16 protein-coding genes and 1 pseudogene are annotated in these 17,448 nt (G+C 70.9%); 2 read left to right on the plus strand and 15 right to left on the minus strand.

The features are described from left to right. Positions 1-238: hypothetical protein (locus BIU96_RS20100; RefSeq protein WP_217642265.1), on the plus strand; the 238-nt coding region annotated here is incomplete at its 5' end. Positions 239-390: 152 nt separating this feature from the next. On the opposite strand, the gene tyrS is transcribed toward BIU96_RS20100, so the two are convergent. From tyrS to infC, 15 genes and pseudogenes are all read right to left on the minus strand, one after another. Continuing rightward, positions 391-1,704 (minus strand): tyrosine--tRNA ligase, encoded by a 1,314-nt coding sequence (tyrS, locus tag BIU96_RS12720; protein ID WP_071292993.1) that lies wholly within the window; start codon positions 1,702-1,704, stop codon positions 391-393. Between the two features lie 49 nt (positions 1,705-1,753). After that, entirely contained in the window at positions 1,754-2,449 is a 696-nt protein-coding gene (locus BIU96_RS12725) for a DNA-3-methyladenine glycosylase (protein WP_071292994.1), read from the minus strand. Then, on the minus strand, positions 2,446-3,897 hold the full coding sequence (gene argH, locus BIU96_RS12730) for an argininosuccinate lyase (RefSeq protein ID WP_071292995.1): 1,452 nt from the start codon (positions 3,895-3,897) through the stop codon (positions 2,446-2,448). The genes BIU96_RS12725 and argH overlap by 4 nt, the downstream gene beginning before the upstream one ends. Positions 3,898-4,006: 109 nt before the next feature. Then, complete coding sequence (locus BIU96_RS12735; protein ID WP_071292996.1) at positions 4,007-5,209, minus strand: argininosuccinate synthase; 1,203 nt, start codon at positions 5,207-5,209, stop codon at positions 4,007-4,009. Positions 5,210-5,315: 106 nt separating this feature from the next. Then, a pseudogene (argF, locus tag BIU96_RS12740) lies at positions 5,316-6,236 on the minus strand (ornithine carbamoyltransferase); the annotation flags it as partial. Beyond that, the gene (locus BIU96_RS12745) at positions 6,233-7,456 is read right to left on the minus strand and encodes an acetylornithine transaminase (RefSeq protein WP_071292997.1); all 1,224 of its coding nucleotides are present in this window, start codon (positions 7,454-7,456) and stop codon (positions 6,233-6,235) included. The gene BIU96_RS12745 and the pseudogene argF, both read right to left, overlap by 4 nt. Beyond that, entirely contained in the window at positions 7,453-8,523 is a 1,071-nt protein-coding gene (gene argB / locus BIU96_RS12750) for an acetylglutamate kinase (protein WP_175477546.1), read from the minus strand. The genes BIU96_RS12745 and argB overlap by 4 nt, the downstream gene beginning before the upstream one ends. Further along, a complete protein-coding gene (gene argJ / locus BIU96_RS12755; RefSeq protein WP_254786138.1) occupies positions 8,523-9,728 on the minus strand; it encodes a bifunctional glutamate N-acetyltransferase/amino-acid acetyltransferase ArgJ in 1,206 nt (401 codons plus the stop codon). Before argJ ends, argB begins: the two co-directional genes overlap by 1 nt. Continuing rightward, a complete protein-coding gene (locus BIU96_RS12760; RefSeq protein WP_071292998.1) occupies positions 9,725-10,822 on the minus strand; it encodes an N-acetyl-gamma-glutamyl-phosphate reductase in 1,098 nt (365 codons plus the stop codon). Before BIU96_RS12760 ends, argJ begins: the two co-directional genes overlap by 4 nt. A 75-nt stretch (positions 10,823-10,897) precedes the next feature. Then, positions 10,898-13,390, minus strand: a complete 2,493-nt coding sequence (pheT, locus tag BIU96_RS12765; RefSeq protein ID WP_071292999.1) for a phenylalanine--tRNA ligase subunit beta — start codon at positions 13,388-13,390, stop codon at positions 10,898-10,900. Continuing rightward, positions 13,390-14,430, minus strand: coding sequence for a phenylalanine--tRNA ligase subunit alpha (gene pheS / locus BIU96_RS12770; protein ID WP_071293005.1), 1,041 nt, complete (start codon positions 14,428-14,430; stop codon positions 13,390-13,392). Before pheS ends, pheT begins: the two co-directional genes overlap by 1 nt. A gap of 89 nt (positions 14,431-14,519) precedes the next feature. Further along, the gene (locus BIU96_RS12775) at positions 14,520-15,347 is read right to left on the minus strand and encodes an RNA methyltransferase (protein WP_071293000.1); all 828 of its coding nucleotides are present in this window, start codon (positions 15,345-15,347) and stop codon (positions 14,520-14,522) included. A 74-nt stretch (positions 15,348-15,421) separates the two neighbouring features. Beyond that, a complete protein-coding gene (rplT, locus tag BIU96_RS12780; RefSeq protein WP_071293001.1) occupies positions 15,422-15,805 on the minus strand; it encodes a 50S ribosomal protein L20 in 384 nt (127 codons plus the stop codon). Positions 15,806-15,833: 28 nt separating this feature from the next. After that, positions 15,834-16,028 carry a 50S ribosomal protein L35 gene (gene rpmI, locus BIU96_RS12785; protein ID WP_071293002.1) on the minus strand — a complete coding sequence of 65 codons (195 nt, stop codon included), beginning with the start codon at positions 16,026-16,028 and terminating at the stop codon, positions 15,834-15,836. 74 nt (positions 16,029-16,102) lie between these two features. Next, complete coding sequence (gene infC, locus BIU96_RS12790) at positions 16,103-16,765, minus strand: translation initiation factor IF-3 (protein WP_083402889.1); 663 nt, start codon at positions 16,763-16,765, stop codon at positions 16,103-16,105. Between the two features lie 286 nt (positions 16,766-17,051). Between infC and BIU96_RS12795 the strand changes: the two genes are divergently transcribed. Beyond that, the gene (locus BIU96_RS12795; protein WP_071293003.1) at positions 17,052-17,414 is read left to right on the plus strand and encodes a DUF1844 domain-containing protein; all 363 of its coding nucleotides are present in this window, start codon (positions 17,052-17,054) and stop codon (positions 17,412-17,414) included. The last annotated feature ends 34 nt before the right edge of the window (positions 17,415-17,448 follow it).

Below are 17,448 nucleotides of genomic sequence, written 5' to 3' on the forward strand. Positions count from 1 at the left end.
GAAAGAGGTTCCGCCAGAGAGGCATTTCGATCTTGGTGTCACCGGTCAGACCGAAGCCTGCGTCGGACCAGAGGCCCTGTGGCTCATCCCGAGGGAGAGAACCGGTGGAGTAGTCATCCTAGGCGTCGAAGCGATCCAGCGCAAGGCCAGATCTGAACTTCAGTGGAGGATGGTCCCGCTTGAGGGCCGGCGTGCTCTGGGCTTTCGCTCCAGCCGCTCCGCCGCACCTTTGGGGTGACGAGTAAGAACTATACGCAGCGTTCGGCGGGTGCGCCAAGACGCGTCACATCCCGGGCGTGTCGCCTTCTGCAACAAATCGCCTGGAACGCAGCGATGCCCGGCTCCCACCAGGGGAACCGGGCACCGACGGGCGTCGACGGGCGTCGACGATCAGGAGAGCGTGACGCCCGCGAGGGTCTTCTTGCCACGACGGAGGACGAGCACTCCCCCGGGCAAGGCGAGGTCGGACAGCGGGGTCGCCGGATCATCGGCGCGGGTGTTGTTCACGTACACGCCGCCCTGGTCGATCGCACGACGGGCTTCGCCGAGGGACTTCACGAGTTCGGTGTCGACGAGCGCCCGGGCCACGTCCGCATCGCCGGCCAGGGTCACGGAGCCCGGCAGTTCCGCGATCGCCGAGCGCAGGGTCGCGGTGTCGAGCGCCCCGAGGTCACCGTTGCCGAAGAGCGCAGCCGACGCGTCGATCGCCGCCTGCGTCGCCTCGGGCCCGTGCACGATCGTGGTGACCTCGACCGCCAGGGTCCGCTGGGCCTCTCGGCGGAAGGGCTCGTCGGCCACCGCCTGCTCGAGCCGCTCGACCTCTGCGCGGGACAGGAACGTGAACTGCCGCAACCGCGGGATCACGTCGGCGTCCGACGTGTTGAGCCAGAACTGGTAGAAGGCGTACGGCGACGTCATCTCCGGGTCGAGCCAGATCGCGTTGCCCTCGCTCTTGCCGAACTTCGTGCCGTCCGAGTTCGTGATGAGGGGCGTCCCCAGCGCGTGCACCGCCTTGCCCTCGGTCCGCCGGATCAGTTCCGTCCCCGAGGTCAGGTTGCCCCACTGGTCGGAACCGCCCGTCTGGAGCGTGCACCCGTAGTGCAGGAACAGCTCGCGGTAGTCGAGTCCCTGCAGGATCTGGTAGCTGAACTCCGTGTAGCTGATCCCCGCGTCCGAGTTGAGACGCGCGGCGACGGCGTCCTTCTTGAGCATCGAGTTGACGCGGAAGTACTTGCCGATGTCGCGGAGGAAGTCGATCGCGGACAGCGGTGCCGTCCAGTCGAGGTTGTTCACCAGCCGGACGCCGTTGTCCCCGTCCGGACTGAGGAAGCGCGAGACCTGTCCCTGCAGGCGGGTCACCCAGTCGGCGACCGTCTCCGGGGTGTTCAGGGTGCGCTCGGCGGTGGGACGCGGATCGCCGATGAGCCCGGTCGATCCACCCACCAGCGCGAGCGGCCGGTGCCCGGCCAGCTGGATCCGCCGCATCGTCAGGAGCTGCAGGAGGTTGCCGCAGTGCAGCGACGCCGCGGTCGGGTCGAAGCCGCAGTAGTACGTGATCGGCTCGCCGTCGAGGGCCTCTTGCAGTGCGGTCTCGTCGGTCGAGACGTGCACCAGATCGCGCCAGCGCAGTTCGTCCCAGACCGAGGCGAAGGTCGGGTCGTTCTGCTGGCGCGTCAGGACATCGTGAGCGGCTTCACTGGACACCCCGCCATCGTAGCGGCGCGGGCAGGCCTGGAGGCGCGGTGCGGCCCCGCTAGTCCAGGGCGCCCTTGTGCCGTCGGTACGTCGAGACCGTCGGGTCACCCGTCAACCAGAACCGCCAGGGGAACCGCGCACCGCCGGCGATGCCGCCGACGCCGGTGCGCGGCCCGCGCGAGATGCGCGGGACCGGACCGGTCCCGAGGGGGCCGGGGCGGGTCTCGAGCAGGAGTTCCTCGACGACGCGGGCCGGACCGGCGGAGGCGAGCCGCGCCTCCAGGCCGGGTGCCAGCGTCAGCACGTACGGACCGGAACCGTCGAGGAGCGCCGTGCCGTCGTCCTCGCCGAGGACCGCTCCGAGCGCACCGCCGAGGTTGCCGGGTCCCCGCGCCAGGGCGACGTCCGCGACGGACGGGCCACGCCGCGCGCGAGCCGTCTCGACGCCGTCGATCACCTCGGCGCCGCGCAGCAGCGAGCCGGAGGACGTCCCCGCCGGCGCACTCACCACGTTGACGCAGGTGTGGATGCCGTACGACCGGTACGCGTACAGGGTCCCCGGTGGACCGAACAGGTGCCGGTTGCGCGGCGTCGGCCCGCGGTGGCCGTGCGAGCCGGGGTCGGTCGGGCCGAAGTAGGCCTCGACCTCGGTGATGCGGAGCGTCACGCCCTTGCCGGCGATCGTCGCACCGAGGAGCGCCGGTGCGGACACCGGGGCCGGCTCGGAGAGGAGCGCGAGGACGGCGTCGGTCATCGCGTGAAGGGCACGCCCTCGGCCAGGTCGTGCACGCGACGGGTGAGCGAGGCGAGCTGCTCGGCGACCCGATCGGGCGCCGTCCCGCCCACGCCGGCACGCGACGCGACGCTGCCCTCGATCGTCAGGACGGCGCGGACCTCCGGCGTCAGGTGCTCGGACACCGCGCGGTACTCGTCGTCGGTCGGCTGGTCGAGCTCGAGGCCGTGGTCCTCGCAGTACCGGACGAGCGCACCCGAGATCTCGTGCGCGTCCCGGAACGGGACGCCCTGACGCACCAGCCACTCGGCGACGTCCGTCGCGAGGGAGAAGCCCTGCGGGGCGAGCTCGGCCATCCGCTCGGTGTCGAAGGACAGCGTCGCGACCATGCCGGTGAAGGCCGGCAGGAGCACCTCGAGCTGGGCGACGGAGTCGAAGACGGGCTCCTTGTCCTCCTGCAGGTCGCGGTTGTACGCCAGAGGCAGGCCCTTCAGCGTCGCGAGGAGACCGGTCAGGTTGCCGATGAGCCGACCGGACTTGCCGCGTGCGAGCTCGGCGATGTCCGGGTTCTTCTTCTGCGGCATGATGCTCGACCCGGTTGAGAACGCGTCGTGCAGCCGGACGAAGCCGAACTCCTTGGTGTTCCAGAGGATGATCTCCTCCGCCAGACGCGACACGTCGATGCCGACCTGCGCCAGGACGAACGCGAACTCCGCCACCACGTCGCGGGCCGCCGTGGCGTCGATCGAGTTGTCCGCGGGGCGGGCGAAGCCGAGCTCGCGGGCGATCGCCGCCGGGTCGAGGCCGAGCGAGCTCCCCGCGAGCGCACCCGCGCCGTACGGGCTCACGCTCGCCCGGTCCGCCCAGTCGCGGAGCCGTTCGAGGTCGCGGACCAGCGGCCAGGCGTGCGCCAGGAGGTGGTGCGCGAGGAGGACCGGCTGCGCGTGCTGCAGGTGCGTGCGGCCCGGCATGATCGCGCCCGGGTGCTCGTTCGCCTGCTGGCTCAGCGCGTCCACCAGGTCGATCACGAGCCGACCGATGCGCCGGCCGTGGTCGAGCATGTGCATGCGGCCGAGGGTCGCGATCTGGTCGTTGCGGCTGCGCCCGGCGCGGAGCTTGCCGCCCAGCTCGGGACCGACGTCCGCGATGAGGATCCGCTCGAGGGCACCGTGCACGTCCTCGTCGCCGTCGTCCGGCACGAGGGTGCCGTCGGCGTGCGCGCTCTCGAGACGGTCGAGGCCGGCCAGCATCCGCTCGAGCTCGTCCTCGGTGAGGTACCCGGCGGTCTGCAGTGCGCGGGCGTGGGCGCGGGACCCGGCGATGTCGTAGGGGGCGAGCTGCCAGTCGAACTGCGTCGACCGGGACAGCGCGGCGAGCTCGGCGCTCGGGCCGTCGGCGAAGCGGCCGCCCCAGAGGGCGCCGGTGTTGGTGGCGTCGGTCTTGGCGGCGGGCTGGTTCGCGTCGGTCATGTCTCGCTCTGCTCGTTCGTCGTGGGGCGTCGGTCGTGGTGGCTTGGAGGTCTTGGAGGTCTTGGAGGTCTTGGTGTCTTGGTGGCTTGGTGGCTCGGGTGTCGCGCCGTCAGTTGGCCCGGTCGCGGCGGGCGGCGATTCGGCTCGGCAGCGCCCAGATGTCGGTGAACCCCTTCGCCTGTGACTGGTCGAACGCGTCACCGGTGTCGGAGGTGGCGAGCTCGAAGTCGTAGAGGCTCTGGCTCGACCGGCGCCCCGTGACCACCGCGCGCCCGCCGTGCAGCTGCAGCCGGACGTCGCCCGACACGTGCAGCTGGGTGTGGTCGATGAAGGCGTCGAGGCTCCGCTTGAGTCCACCGAACCACAGCCCGTCGTACACGAGGTCCGCCCACTCGGCCTCGACGTGCCGTTTGTACCGGTTCACGTCGCGCTCGAGCGTCAGGCTCTCGAGTTCCTCGTGCGCGGCGATGAGCGCGACCGCTGCCGGTGCCTCGTACACCTCGCGCGACTTGATGCCGACCACGCGGTCCTCCATGACGTCGATGCGCCCGACGCCGTGCTTGCCGGCCAGGGCGTTCAGCTCCTGCACGATCCGCAGCACGCTGAACCGCTGCCCGTCGAGGGCGACCGGGACTCCCTGCTCGAACGTGATCGTCACCTCGTCCGGGTCGCGCGGGACCGTCGGGTCCTGCGTGTACGCATAGAGGTCCTCTGTCGGCGCGCTCCACGGGTCCTCGAGCGGTCCGGTCTCCACCGCACGCCCCCACACGTTCTGGTCGACCGAGACGTGTCGGTCGGCCGGGGAGCGCTCCTCGACCGGGAGCCCGTGCTCGTTCGCGTACGCGATCGCGAGGTCTCGGGTGAGCGCGAGGTCCCGCACCGGCGCCAGGCTCGTCAGGTCGGGGGCGATCGCGGCGACCGCGGCCTCGAAGCGGACCTGGTCGTTGCCCTTGCCGGTGCAGCCGTGCGCGACGCTGTCCGCGCCGAGCTGCTTCGCCGTCAGGGCCAGGTGCTTCGCGATGAGCGGTCGGCTCAGGGCGGAGACCAGCGGGTAGCGCTTCTGGTGGAGGGCGTTCGCCTTCAGCGCAGGTGCCACGTGGTCGTCGGCGAACTCGTCCTTCGCGTCGACGACGATCGCCTCGACGGCGCCGCAGTCGAGGGCACGCTGCCGGATCGCGCCGAGGTCATCGCCGCCCTGGCCGACGTCGACCACGAGTGCGACGACGTCCTTGCCCGTGGCGTCGCGCAGCCGACCGATCCCGACGGAGGTGTCGAGGCCGCCGGAGTACGCGAGGACGACGCGGTCTGCCACTTCGGACTCCTGGTCAGACGCCTGCGGTCGCGTTCGCGGCGGTGGCGCCCGAGGCGGTCGCGCCCGAGGCGGTCGCGCCCGAGGCGGTCGCGCCCGAGGCGGTCGCGTTCGCTGCGAGGAGCCAGGCGAGGAGGGCCTTCTGCGCGTGCAGACGGTTCTCCGCCTCGTCCCAGATGATGCTGCGCGGGCCGTCGATGACCTCGGCCGTGACCTCGAAGCCACGGTCGGCGGGCAGGCAGTGCATGAACACCGCGTCGTCGGCGGCGTGTGCCATCAGGGCGTCGTCCACCCGGTAGCCGTTGAAGGTGTCGAGCCGCGCCTGCTTCTCGTCTTCCTTCCCCATCGAGACCCAGGTGTCGGTGACGACGACGTCGGCTCCGGCGACCGCGGCGACCGGGTCCGTGACGACCAGGACCGACCCGCCGGTCTCGGCCGCGCGACGCTCGGCGTCGGAGACGACCTCGGCCGCGGGCGAGAACTCGGCGGGTGCGGCGACCCGGACGTGCATGCCCGCCGTCGCACCGGCGAGCAGGTACGACTGCGCCATGTTGCTCGCCCCGTCGCCGATGAAGGCGACGGTCTGGCCGGCGAGGGTCCCGCGGTGTTCGCGGATGGTCAGCAGGTCGGCGAGGAGCTGGCACGGGTGGAAGTCGTCGGAGAGCGCGTTCACCACGGGCACGCTGGTGTTCGCTGCCATCTCCTCGAGCCCCGCCTGGCCGTAGGTGCGCCAGACGATCGCGGACACCATGCGCTCGAGCACCCGTGCGGTGTCCGTCGGGGTCTCCTTGCCGCCGAGCTGGCTGTTCGCCGTCGAGATGATGAGCGGACTGCCCCCGAGGTCGGAGATGCCGACGTGGAAGGACACCCGGGTGCGGGTCGACGACTTGTCGAAGATCACCGCGACGCTCTGCGGCCCGGCGAGGGGCTTCGCACCCCAGCGGTCGGCCTTCATCTGGGCCGCGAGGTCGAGGATGGCGGACTGCTCGGCCTGGCTGAGGTCGTCGTCCCGGAGGAAGTGGCGGGTCATGCGGTGGTCTCCTGGGCGGCAGCGACGGCCGCGAGGCTCTGGGCGAGGATCGACACGAACTCGTCGATCTCGGCGTCGGACACGATGAGCGGCGGCGCGATGCGCAGGCTCGACTCGTTCGGGGCGTTGATGATGAGGCCACGCCCGAGCGCGTCTGCGCTGATCGCGGCCGCGACGGGGCCGGAGAGCCCGACGCCGATGAGGAGGCCCGTGCCACGGACCTCTTCGACGAGCGGGGACCCCAGCGCGGCGATGCCGGCCCGGATGCGCTCGCCCTTGGTGACGGCGCCCGCGACGAGGTCGGCACGCTCGATCTCGGCGAGCACCGCGTTCGCCACGCGGGTGCCGAGGGGGTTGCCGCCGAACGTCGAACCGTGCTGACCGGCCGAGAAGAGGTCCGAGGCCCAGCCGAAGGTCACGAGTGCGCCGATCGGGAACCCGCCGGCGATGCCCTTCGCGACCGTGACCGCGTCGGGCTCGAAGCCGTGGCCCTGGAAGGCGAACCAGTTGCCCGTGCGGCCGACCCCGGTCTGGATCTCGTCGAGGACGAGCAGTGCGCCGTGCTCCTCGGTGAGGCGTCGGGCGGTCTGCAGGAAGCCCTCGGGCAGGTCGACGACGCCGGCCTCGCCCTTGATCGGCTCGATGAAGAGCGCGGCGACGGTGTCGTCGATGGACTCCTCGAGCGCCGCGACCGTGGAGTCGATGTGCTCGACGCCCGGGACCATCGGCAGGAAGTCCTCTTGCAGGGCGGGCTTCCCGGTGAGCGCGAGGGCGCCCATCGTGCGGCCGTGGAAGCCCTGCTTCAGCGCGAGGATGCGGGTCTTGCGGCCGTCGGCGCCCTTGTTGAGCCGGGCGAGCTTGAACGCGGCCTCGTTCGCCTCGGCACCGGAGTTGCCGAAGTACACGCGGCCGGTGTCGCCGGCGCCGGTGATGCGCTTCAGTCGTTCGGCGAGCTCGAGCTGCGGCGGCGTCGCGAAGTAGTTCGACACGTGCACGAGCTTCGCGGCCTGGTCCGAGATCGCCTCGACGAGCGCGGGGTGGGCGTGTCCGAGGGAGTTCACCGCGATGCCGGCGAGGAAGTCGAGGTACTCGTTGCCCTCGACGTCCCACACGCGGCAGCCCTGACCACGCTCGAGCATGATCTTCGGCGGGGTCAGGGATCGCATGAGCGACGCCCTGAACCGGTCGTTCCAGGTCTCGGTCTGCGTCTCGGTGCTCACTGCGCTTGTCCTTCCTCAGTCGTGCTGGATCGCTCGATCGTGCTGGCTTCGTGGCGGCCGCCGGTGCTCGGGCGGCCGGCGCCCAGTCCGGCGGTGCTCGTCGGCGACGCAACTCGTCGGCCGATCTCGGCGTGGGTCATCTGGTTCTCGGTGCGGCGGCTCGGGTCCGGGATCACCTCGGTGCCCGCGCCCCGCAGGGTGAAGACCTCGAGCAGGATCGAGTGCGGGATCCGGCCGTCGATGATCGTGGCGCCGCCGACCCCGCCGACCACGGCGTCGAGGCACGCGGTCATCTTCGGGATCATGCCCGACTCGAGGGACGGCAGGAGCTCGCGGAGCTCCTCGACCGCGATGAGGTCGACGATCGAGTCGCGGTCCGGCCAGTTGCGGTAGAGGCCCGGGACGTCGGTGAGCATCATGAGCTTGGACGCCTTGAGGGCGATCGCGAGCGCACCCGCTGCCGCGTCGGCGTTCACGTTGAGCGCCTGGTCGGGGTGGGCGTCGTCGATGGCGATGCTCGAGACGACCGGGATGCGGCCCGCCTCGATCGCCGCGAGGACTCCCGACGGGTCGACGTGCGTGATGTCCCCGACATGTCCGAGGTCGAAGTGCTCGCCGTCGACGACGACACCCTTCTTCTCGCCGGTGAACAGGGACCCGCCGTCGCCGAACACACCGACGGCCAGACCGTCGCCGTGCTCGTTGACCAGGTCGACGATCTCGCGGTTGACCTCACCCGCGAGGACGTCACGCACCACCGTGATCGCCTCGGTCGTGGTGACGCGGTAGCCGCCGCGGAACTCGGACTCGATGCCCTGCTCCTTGAGCGCGGCGGAGATCTGCGGGCCGCCGCCGTGCACGACGACCGGGTGCAGGCCGGCGTACCGGAGGTAGACCATGTCCTCGGCGAACGCGCGCTTGAGGTCCTCGTTGATCATCGCGTTGCCGCCGAACTTGACGACGACGATCTTGCCGGAGAACCGCTTCAGCCACGGCAGGGACTCGATGAGCGTCGCGGCCTTGACCGCCGCGAGCTCGTGCTCTTCTTGCTTCGTCAGGTCGCTCATCAGCTGGAGTACGCGCTGTTCTCGTGCACGTAGTCGTGCGTGAGGTCGTTCGTGAGGATCGTCGCCGCGTGGGGACCGACGCCGAGGTCGATGAGCACGTGCGTGTCGCGCGGCGTCAGGTCGACGCTGTCGCTCGGCTGGTCCGGGGCGCCGGCGTGGCAGACGCGGACCCCGTTCATCGAGACGTCGACGGCGTACGGGTCGAACTCGGCGTCGGTCGTGCCGATCGCCGCGAGCACCCGGCCCCAGTTCGGGTCGTTGCCGAACACCGCGGCCTTGAACAGGTTGTTCCGCGCCACGCTCCGGCCGACGGTCACGGCGTCGTCCTCGGTGGCGGCGTTCACGACCGTGATCGCGATGTCGTGGCTCGCGCCCTCGGCGTCCTGCTGCAGCTGGCGCGCGAGGTCGGCGCACACCGCGGTCAGGGCCTCTTGGAAGTCGCCGACCTCGGGTGTGACGCCGCTCGCGCCGGAGGACATCAGCACCACGGTGTCGTTCGTCGACATGCAACCGTCGGAGTCGACACGGTCGAAGGTCACCCGGGTCGCGGCACGGAGCGCCTGGTCGAGCTCGTCCGCCGACAGGACGGCGTCGGTGGTGATCACCACGAGCATCGTCGCGAGGCCGGGCGCCAGCATGCCGGCACCCTTCGCCATGCCGCCGACGGTCCAGCCGTCCTCGGTCACGGCGGACTGCTTCGCCCGGGTGTCGGTGGTCATGATCGCCGCGGCGGCATCGGGCCCGCCGTCGTCGGACAGCGCCTCGGCCGTCAGGGCGACACCAGCGAGCACGCCGTCGCGGAAGCGCTGGTCGCCGACGCCGATGAGCCCGGTGGAGCAGACGACGACGTCGCCGGCACCGATCCCGAGGGCGTCCCCCACGGCCTCGGCCGTCATGTGGGTGGTCTGGAACCCGAACGGGCCCGTGAAGCAGTTCGCGCCGCCGGAGTTGAGGAACACGGCCTTCGCGACGCCGTCCCCGACGACCTGGCGGGACCAGATCACGGGGTGCGCCTGTGCGCGGTTGCTGGTGAACACCGCGGCCACGGCCGCTGACGGGCCGTCGTTCACGACGAGTGCCACGTCGGGGTTGCCGCTCGTCTTCAGTCCGGCGGTCGCACCGGCGGCGCGGAAGCCCGCTGCCGCGGTGACGCCCTGGAGGCTCGGGTCGGTCTGGTCGGTACCGGTCACGTCGGTCTCGGTCACGGTGCAACCCCGTCCACGGTGAGGCCGAGGGTCTCCGGGAAGCCCAGGGCGATGTTGGTCGACTGCACGGCGGCGCCCGCCGTGCCCTTCGCCAGGTTGTCGAGCGCAGTCACCGCGACGACGCGGCCTGCGGCCTCGTCGACGGCGATGCCGATCAGTGCCGTGTTGGCCCCGATGGTGTCGGCGACCCGGGGGAACTGACCCTCGGGCAGCAGGTGCACGAACGGCTCGTCGCCGTAGGCCTGCTCCCACGCGAGCCGGACGTCGCGGGCGCTGACCCCGGGCGCGAGCTTCGCCGTCGTCGTGGCGAGGATGCCGCGGGACATCGGGACGAGGACCGGCGTGAACGAGATCGTGACGTCGGAGGCGCCGGCGACCGCGAGGTTCTGCTGGATCTCCGGGATGTGCCGGTGCTTCCCGCCCACCGCGTACGCACTGGCGGATCCCATGATCTCGGACGCGAGGTAGGTGGTCTCGAGCTTCTTGCCGGCGCCGCTCGGGCCGACGCTCAGCACGGCGACGATGTCGTCGGCGTGCACGAGGCCGGCCTGGATGCCGGGCTGGATGCCGAGGGTGACCGCCGTGACGTTGCAGCCCGGGACCGCGATCCGCTTCGTGCCGACGAGGGCCTCGCGCTGGCGACCCTGCGTCTGGATGTCGTCGACGTCGCGCCACTCTTCGGCGGAGCCGGGCGTCGGCGCCGCGTGCAGCAGTTCCGGGAGGCCGTAGGTCCACGCGCCGTGGTACTCGCCGCCGTAGAAGGCCTGCCATGCCGCAGGGTCGGTCAGCCGGTGGTCCGCACCGCAGTCGACGACCAGGGCGTCGTCGCCGAGCTCGGCCGTGATCGCACCGGACTGGCCGTGCGGCAGGGCGAGGAAGACCACGTCGTGCCCGCGCAGGTTCTCCGCCGTCGTCTCGACGAGGGTCAGGTGCGACAACGAGCGGAGGTGCGGCTGCGTCGCGATGAGCGGCTGTCCGGCGTTCGAGAACGCCGTCACCGTCCTGACGTCGAATTCGGGATGGCCGGAGAGCACCCGCAGGAGCTCACCGCCCGCGTAGCCGGAGGCTCCCGCCACGGCGACGGATACGGACATGGGATTCCACCTTTGGTCGGACTGGTCGTCGAGAGAGTCGGAGGCGGCGACCCCGGGCGGTGCTGATCCCGTGGATCAGTCGCGCAGGGTCGCCCCGAATCGCTCGCCGGCACGTCGGACGGCGCCGTCACGGGCCTCGGTGGCCTCGGCAGCGGTCAGGGTGCGGTCCGTGGCGCGGAAGCGCAGCGCGAACGTCAGGGACTTCTGTCCCTCGTCCACGCCGGTGCCCCGGTAGTCATCCACGAGCCGAGCATACTCCAGGAGGTCTCCGGCACCAGTCACGACCGCATCCAGTACTTCGCCCGCCGGGACGTCGGAACCGACGACGAGCGAGAGGTCCTGCGTCGCCGCAGGGTAGGACACGATCGGCGCCACCGACACGAGTTCGGGTGCGGCACCGACCAGGGCGTCGAGGTCGAGCTCGACGACGGCGACCACGCGCGGCAGCACCGCGGCGTCGGTCAGCTCGGGCAGCAGTTCACCCGCGACGCCGACGACGGTGTCGCCCACGAGGAGCGACGCAGCACGGCCCGGGTGGAGCGAGGGGTGGCTGGTCTGGGCCACGGTCAGCTCGACTCCGACGGCCCACGCCACGGACTGCGCGACGTCGAGGGCGTCCGCGATGCCGTAGGGCTCGGGCAGGACGCCGGGCTGCTTGACCACGCGGTTGCCGGTGAGCAGTGCGGACACGTGGAACGGCTGCGGGGGCAGGGACGCGTCGAGCGCGGCAAGGGTCTCGCGGTCGGGGAGCACGGCTCCGACGGGCACCAAGTCGGTGCCGAGCGTGACGCCCTCGCCCGGCAGGAACACCCGGGAGGTCTCGTACACGGCGACGTCGACCAGGCCGCGCGACACGTTCCGACGAGCGGCGTCGACGAGGGCCGGCAGACCGCTCCGCCGCAGCAGGCTCTGCTCGCTGTCGAGCGCGTTCGCGAGCACGACGCTCGGTCCGCCGTCACCGTCGATGCCCGGGTAGGCGTCCTGCGTGGAGCGCGAGACGAACGGGGCGGTCACGACCTCGACCAGACCGTCGGCGGCGAGGGCCGCGGCGACCCGGCGGCGTGCGAGCTGGTGCCCGGTCAGACCGCGGCCGGGCGGCGCGACCGGCAGGACGCTCGGGATGCGGTCGTACCCGACGATGCGGGCGACCTCTTCCACCAGGGTCGTGTCGTCGGTGAGGTCGGGGCGCCAGGTCGGCGGGGTGACGACGAGCAGCTCACCGTCGGACTCGACCGCGGCACCGATCGCCCGGAGGGTGTCGATGACCTCGCCCTCGGTGTACTCGACGCCGACCACCTCGGCCGGACGGGTCCGACGCATCGACACGGTCGGGCGGGGAGCGGTGTCGACCAGCGTCGAGCCGAGCGCATCGGGCGTGCCACCCGCGAGCTCGACGAGCAGGTCGACGGCACGGTTGGCCGCGGCCTCGGCGACGAGCGGGTCGACCCCGCGCTCGAAGCGGCGGGACGCCTCGCTCGGCAGCTTGTGGCGACGAGCAGTGCGCGCGATCGACACCTGGTCGAAGCCGGCGGCCTCGATGAGGACGTCGGTCGTGGTGTCCGAGATCTCGGTCCGGGCGCCGCCCATCACGCCGGCGAGGCCGACGGGGCCGTCGTCGTCGGTGATGACGAGGTCCTCGGGGTCGAGCGTCCGCTGGACGTCGTCGAGGGTCGTCAGCGTCTCCCCCGCGGTGGCCCGCCGGACACCGAGTCCGCCCTGCACCTTCGCGAGGTCGTACCCGTGCATCGGCTGCCCGAGCTCGAACATCACGTAGTTCGTGATGTCGACGGGCAGCGAGATCGAACGGACACCCGCCAGTGCCAGGCGAGACACCATCCAAGCCGGTGTCTTCACCGTGGGATCGATGCCGCGGACCACTCGCGTGACGAACGTGCTCGCGCCGACCCGTCCACGGATCGGGGCCCGGTCGTCGACCGTGACGCGGAAGCCCTCGCCCGTCCGGGGCGTGACTCGGTCGACCGGGTCGTGGAAGGTGGCGCCGGTGGCGTGCGAGTACTCCCGCGCGACGCCGCGCATGCTCATCACGTAGCCGCGGTCCGGGGTGACGTTGATCTCCACCGCGGCGTCGTCGAGGCCGAGCAGTTCGATGGCGTCCGCACCCACCGCGGGCTCCATGCCGAGGTCGGCGAAGCGCAGGATGCCGTCGTGCTCGTCGCCGAGGCCGAGTTCGCGTGCCGAGGCGATCATGCCGTCCGACACGTGACCGTAGGTCTTGCGCGCGGCAATCGGGAACGGCCCGGGCAGGACGGCGCCGGGGAGCGTCACCACGACGAGGTCGCCCACGTCGAAGTTGTGCGCGCCGCAGACGATGCCGCGGGGCTCGGCCTCGCCGACGTCGACCTGGCACCAGTTGATGGTCTTGCCGTTCTTCTGCGGCTCCGGCTCGCGCTCGAGCACGCGGCCGACGACGATCGGTCCGGTGAGGTCGTAGGTGTGGACGTCCTCTTCTTCGAAGCCGACCGACACGAGCGCCGCGTGGACGTGCTCGAGGGTGACGTCGTCGGGGAGGTCGACGGACTCACCGAGCCAACGGAGTGGGACGCGCATCAGACCACCGTTCCGAACTGCTGCGAGAAGCGGATGTCGCCCTCGAGGAAGTCACGCATATCGTTCAGGCCGTTGCGGAACTGCAGCGTCCGCTCGATGCCCATGCCGAACGCGAAGCCCTGGTACTCGTCCGGGTCGATGCCGGCGGAGCGCAGGACGTTGGGGTTGACCATGCCGCAACCACCCCACTCGACCCACCGTGCGCCACCCTTGGCGTTCGGCTGCCAGACGTCCATCTCGGCGCTGGGCTCGGTGAACGGGAAGTAGTTCGGGCGGAGACGGATCTGCGCCTCGGCGCCGAACATCTGCCGCGCGAAGTGCTCGAGCGTGCCACGCAGGTGCGCCATGGTCAGGCCCCTGTCGATCGCGATGCCCTCGACCTGGGTGAAGACGGGCAGGTGGGTCGCGTCGAGCTCGTCCGCGCGGTACACGCGGCCGGGGGCGATGACGTAGAGCGGCAGGTCACGCGACAGCAGCGAACGCACCTGCACGGGAGAGGTGTGCGTGCGCATGACCAGGTGCCGGTCGACGGGTTCGACGAAGATCGTGTCCGCCATCGCCCGTGCGGGGTGGTCGGGGTCGAAGTTCAGGGCGTCGAAGTTGAACCACTCGTGCTCGAGCTCGGGCCCCTCTGCCACTTCCCACCCCATGCCGACGAAGATGTCGGCGACGGTCTCGTTGAGGAGCGAGAGCGGGTGGCGTGCGCCGGGTGTGCGACGGGACGGCAGCGCGGTGACGTCGACGCGCTCGGCGTCGAGCCGCGCGCGTTCCTCGGCCTCGGCGAGCACGGACTCCTGCTCGGCGATCGCCGCGTTGACGCGACCACGGGCCTGTCCGACGAGCTTGCCGGCTGCGGCCTTCTGCTCCGGTGGGACGCTGCGCATCGACGCGTTCATCCGTGCCAACGGCGACTGCTCACCGGTGTGCTCGGCTCGGGCCTGCTTCAGCTCGGCGACGGTCGTCGTGGCGCGGACCGCCGCGAGGGCCTGGTCCACCGCGTCGGCGACGGCCGATTCGCTGATCTCGAGAGGTTCTGACACGAGGCCCAAGCCTACCGGCCCGTGGGATACCGCCGACCTGCACCGCACGGACGGTGGAGGGAACCGGACACCGACCTCCTTGTGGAGGACTACGCCGTCCGGTGCGCGAAGGCCGATTCGTAGAGGCAGACGGACGCGGCGGTCGCGAGGTTCATCGACTCGGCCTTGCCGTAGATCGGCACCTTCACGGCGCGGTCGACCAGTGCGAGGTCCTCCGCCGTCAGGCCGCGGGCCTCGTTGCCGAACACCCACGCGGTCGGGCCGTCGAGCATCCCCTCGGCACGGACGTCCGGCAGGTCGTCGCCGGAGACGTCGGCCGCGAGGATCGTGTAGCCGAGGCCCCGCGCCCGGGACACCGCGTCGGCCAGGGTCACGCCGACCGACACCGGGACGTGGAAGAGCGACCCCGTGGTCGACCGCACGACCTTCGGGTTGTACGGGTCGACGCTCCGACCGGTGAGGACCACCGCGTCGGCACCGGCTGCGTCCGCGGCGCGGATGATCGTGCCGGCGTTGCCGGGGTCACGCACCTCTTCGAGGATCGCGACGATCCCCGGCAGGCCGCCACGCGCCTCCAGGCTGTCGGCCGTGTCCGGGAAGACGTCCTTCACCGACGTCGGGAACTGCTGGCACACCGCGACCACGCCCTGCGGGGTGACGGTGTCGGCCATCGCGTCGAGCACCTGCTCGGTGACGAACCAGGTGTCCACCGGGGCGTCGTCGAGCGCGTAGCGCGCGGCCGCGGTCGGCGTCACGTAGAGCTCGCGGAGGAGCTCCGGTCGGTACTCGATCGCCTCGCGCACCGCCTGCGGTCCCTCGAGCAGGAAGAGGCCCGTCTCGGCACGGACGTCCTTCTTGGACAGGGCGGCAACGGCCTTGACGCGGCCGGCACGGGGGTTCTCGAGGAGATCGCTCACCCGACCAGTCTCGCAGCATGCACGAAGCCCCCGTTCCGCGGACGGAACGAGGGCTTCGGGAACAGCAGGACGGACTACGCGGCCTTCGGGGCCGAGGTGTCGGCCGGGAGGGCGTTCTTCGCGGTCTCGACGAGAGCCGTGAAGGTCTCCGGGTTGTTCACCGCGAGGTCGGCGAGGATGCGACGGTCGACCTCGACGCCGGCCAGGCTCAGACCCTGGATGAGGCGGTTGTAGGTCAGGCCGTTCGCACGCGAGGCAGCGTTGATGCGCTGGATCCAGAGGCGACGGAACTCGCCCTTCTTCGCGTGACGGTCGCGGTACGCGTAGACGAGGGAGTGGGTGACCTGCTCCTTGGCCTTGCGGTACAGACGCGAACGCTGGCCGCGGTAGCCCTCGGCGCGCTCGAGGATGACGCGGCGCTTCTTGGCGGCGTTGACCGCTCTCTTTACTCGTGCCATTGATCTATTCCTTTACGTTCTGCGGGGCTCAGTGGCCGAGGAGCTTCTTGACGTTCTTCGCGTCAGCCGGCGAGAGGACCTGGTCCTCGTTGAGGCGGGCCTTGCGCTTGGCAGACTTGACCTCGAGGTTGTGACGCATACCGGCCTGCTGCTTCATGATCTTGCCGCTACCGGTGACCTTGAAGCGCTTCTTCGACCCGGAGTGGGTCTTCTGCTTGGGCATCGTGGTGCCTTTCCGTGGGGTGGATGGGGGCCGCGTCGTTGCGGTTGGGAGAACTGCGGTTCGGTCGGGATGACCTATTCGGCGGAAGCTTCGGCCTGCTCGGACTCGGCGGGCTCGTCGGCGCCGTCCTTGCCCTTCGCAGCGTGCTCCGTCGCACGACGCTCGGCCTTCTGAGCAGCGCGCTTCGCGTTCTGCTCGCCCTTGACGTCGGACTTGTTCTTGAGCGGGGCGATGATCATCGTCATGTTGCGGCCGTCCTGGGTTGGACGCGACTCGACGACACCGAACTCGGCGATCTCTTCCGCGAACTTCTGGAGGAGACGGACACCCTGCTCCGGACGCGACTGCTCGCGGCCACGGAAGAGGATCATCGCCTTCACCTTGTCGCCACCGAGGAGGAAGCCCTCGGCGCGCTTGCGCTTCGTCTCGTAATCGTGCACGTCGATCTTCAGGCGGAAACGGACTTCCTTGAGGTCCGTGTTCACCTGGTTGCGACGCGCTTCCTTGGCCTTCTGAGCGGCCTCGTACTTGAACTTTCCGTAGTCCATGATCTTGGCCACGGGCGGCTTCGAGTTCGGCGCGACCTCGACCAGATCCAGCTCGGCTTCCTGCGCGAGGCGCAGTGCGACGGCGATGGGGACAACGCCGACCTGCTCGCCCTGGGGTCCGACAAGACGGACCTCGGGGACGCGGATTCGGTCGTTGGTACGGGGATCGGGAATGCGGAGCTCCTTCAAATCAGGTGGTGGCCGTCCGGAGCGTTCTTGCCCTGGACGACGGCACGAGAGAGGAGATCTGACGCACGGATCGTGACCCGTTCGGCAGCCGCCCGACGCCACCCCAGCAGGGCGACCGACCGGCGCGGACGCCGGTGGAGCGGTGTGGACCCGGTAGCCTGGTGGTGCGCGGCCGCGGGTGGGAGAGACTCCTCTTTCGTGACGCTGGCGGTGTGTTCGACCTCGTTCGCACGAGTTCGGGCACGCAGACAGCATCTGCCGCCACACAGCCTAGCAGAGGAGCACCGTGACCGACACCCCAGCACCGTTCGAAGCAGGGAACGCCGCCGACGACGCCGCGCGCGACATCGCGGAGGTGCCGGCGGTCGAGCTCATCAACACCGTCGCCGTGCACCTGCTCAGCGCCGCCGCCGTCAAGGTCGGCCTGGCGGACGACCCGCAGGAGCAGACCGACCTCGACGAGGCCCGGAAGCTCATCACGGCCCTGGCCGGCCTGGTCACCGCGGCCGCGACCGAGATCGGCGACCACCACGCCCGTCCGCTGCGCGACGGGCTCCGGTCGGTGCAGCTCGCCTTCCGCGAGGCCTCCGCGATCCCGGATGCCCCGGGCGCCGGACCGGGCGAGAAGTACACGGGTCCGGTCAACTGACCGACGTGACCCGATGACGGACGGGAGGCGCGGT

Origin of the sequence: Curtobacterium sp. MCBA15_008 (assembly GCF_001865065.1) — a bacterium.
Taxonomy (GTDB): domain Bacteria; phylum Actinomycetota; class Actinomycetes; order Actinomycetales; family Microbacteriaceae; genus Curtobacterium.

Excerpts from the sequence above, each read along its gene's own strand:
- BIU96_RS12725 (WP_071292994.1), bottom strand. The coding sequence starts at position 2,449 with ATGACCGACGCCGTCCTCGCGCTCCTCTCCGAGCCGGCCCCGGTGTCC.
- pheT (WP_071292999.1), bottom strand. The coding sequence starts at position 13,390 with ATGCGCGTCCCACTCCGTTGGCTCGGTGAGTCCGTCGACCTCCCCGAC.
- rpmI (WP_071293002.1), bottom strand. The coding sequence starts at position 16,028 with ATGCCCAAGCAGAAGACCCACTCCGGGTCGAAGAAGCGCTTCAAGGTC.
- BIU96_RS12760 (WP_071292998.1), bottom strand. The coding sequence starts at position 10,822 with ATGTCCGTATCCGTCGCCGTGGCGGGAGCCTCCGGCTACGCGGGCGGT.
- argB (WP_175477546.1), bottom strand. The coding sequence starts at position 8,523 with ATGAGCGACCTGACGAAGCAAGAAGAGCACGAGCTCGCGGCGGTCAAG.
- rplT (WP_071293001.1), bottom strand. The coding sequence starts at position 15,805 with ATGGCACGAGTAAAGAGAGCGGTCAACGCCGCCAAGAAGCGCCGCGTC.
- argH (WP_071292995.1), bottom strand. The coding sequence starts at position 3,897 with ATGACCGACGCGAACCAGCCCGCCGCCAAGACCGACGCCACCAACACC.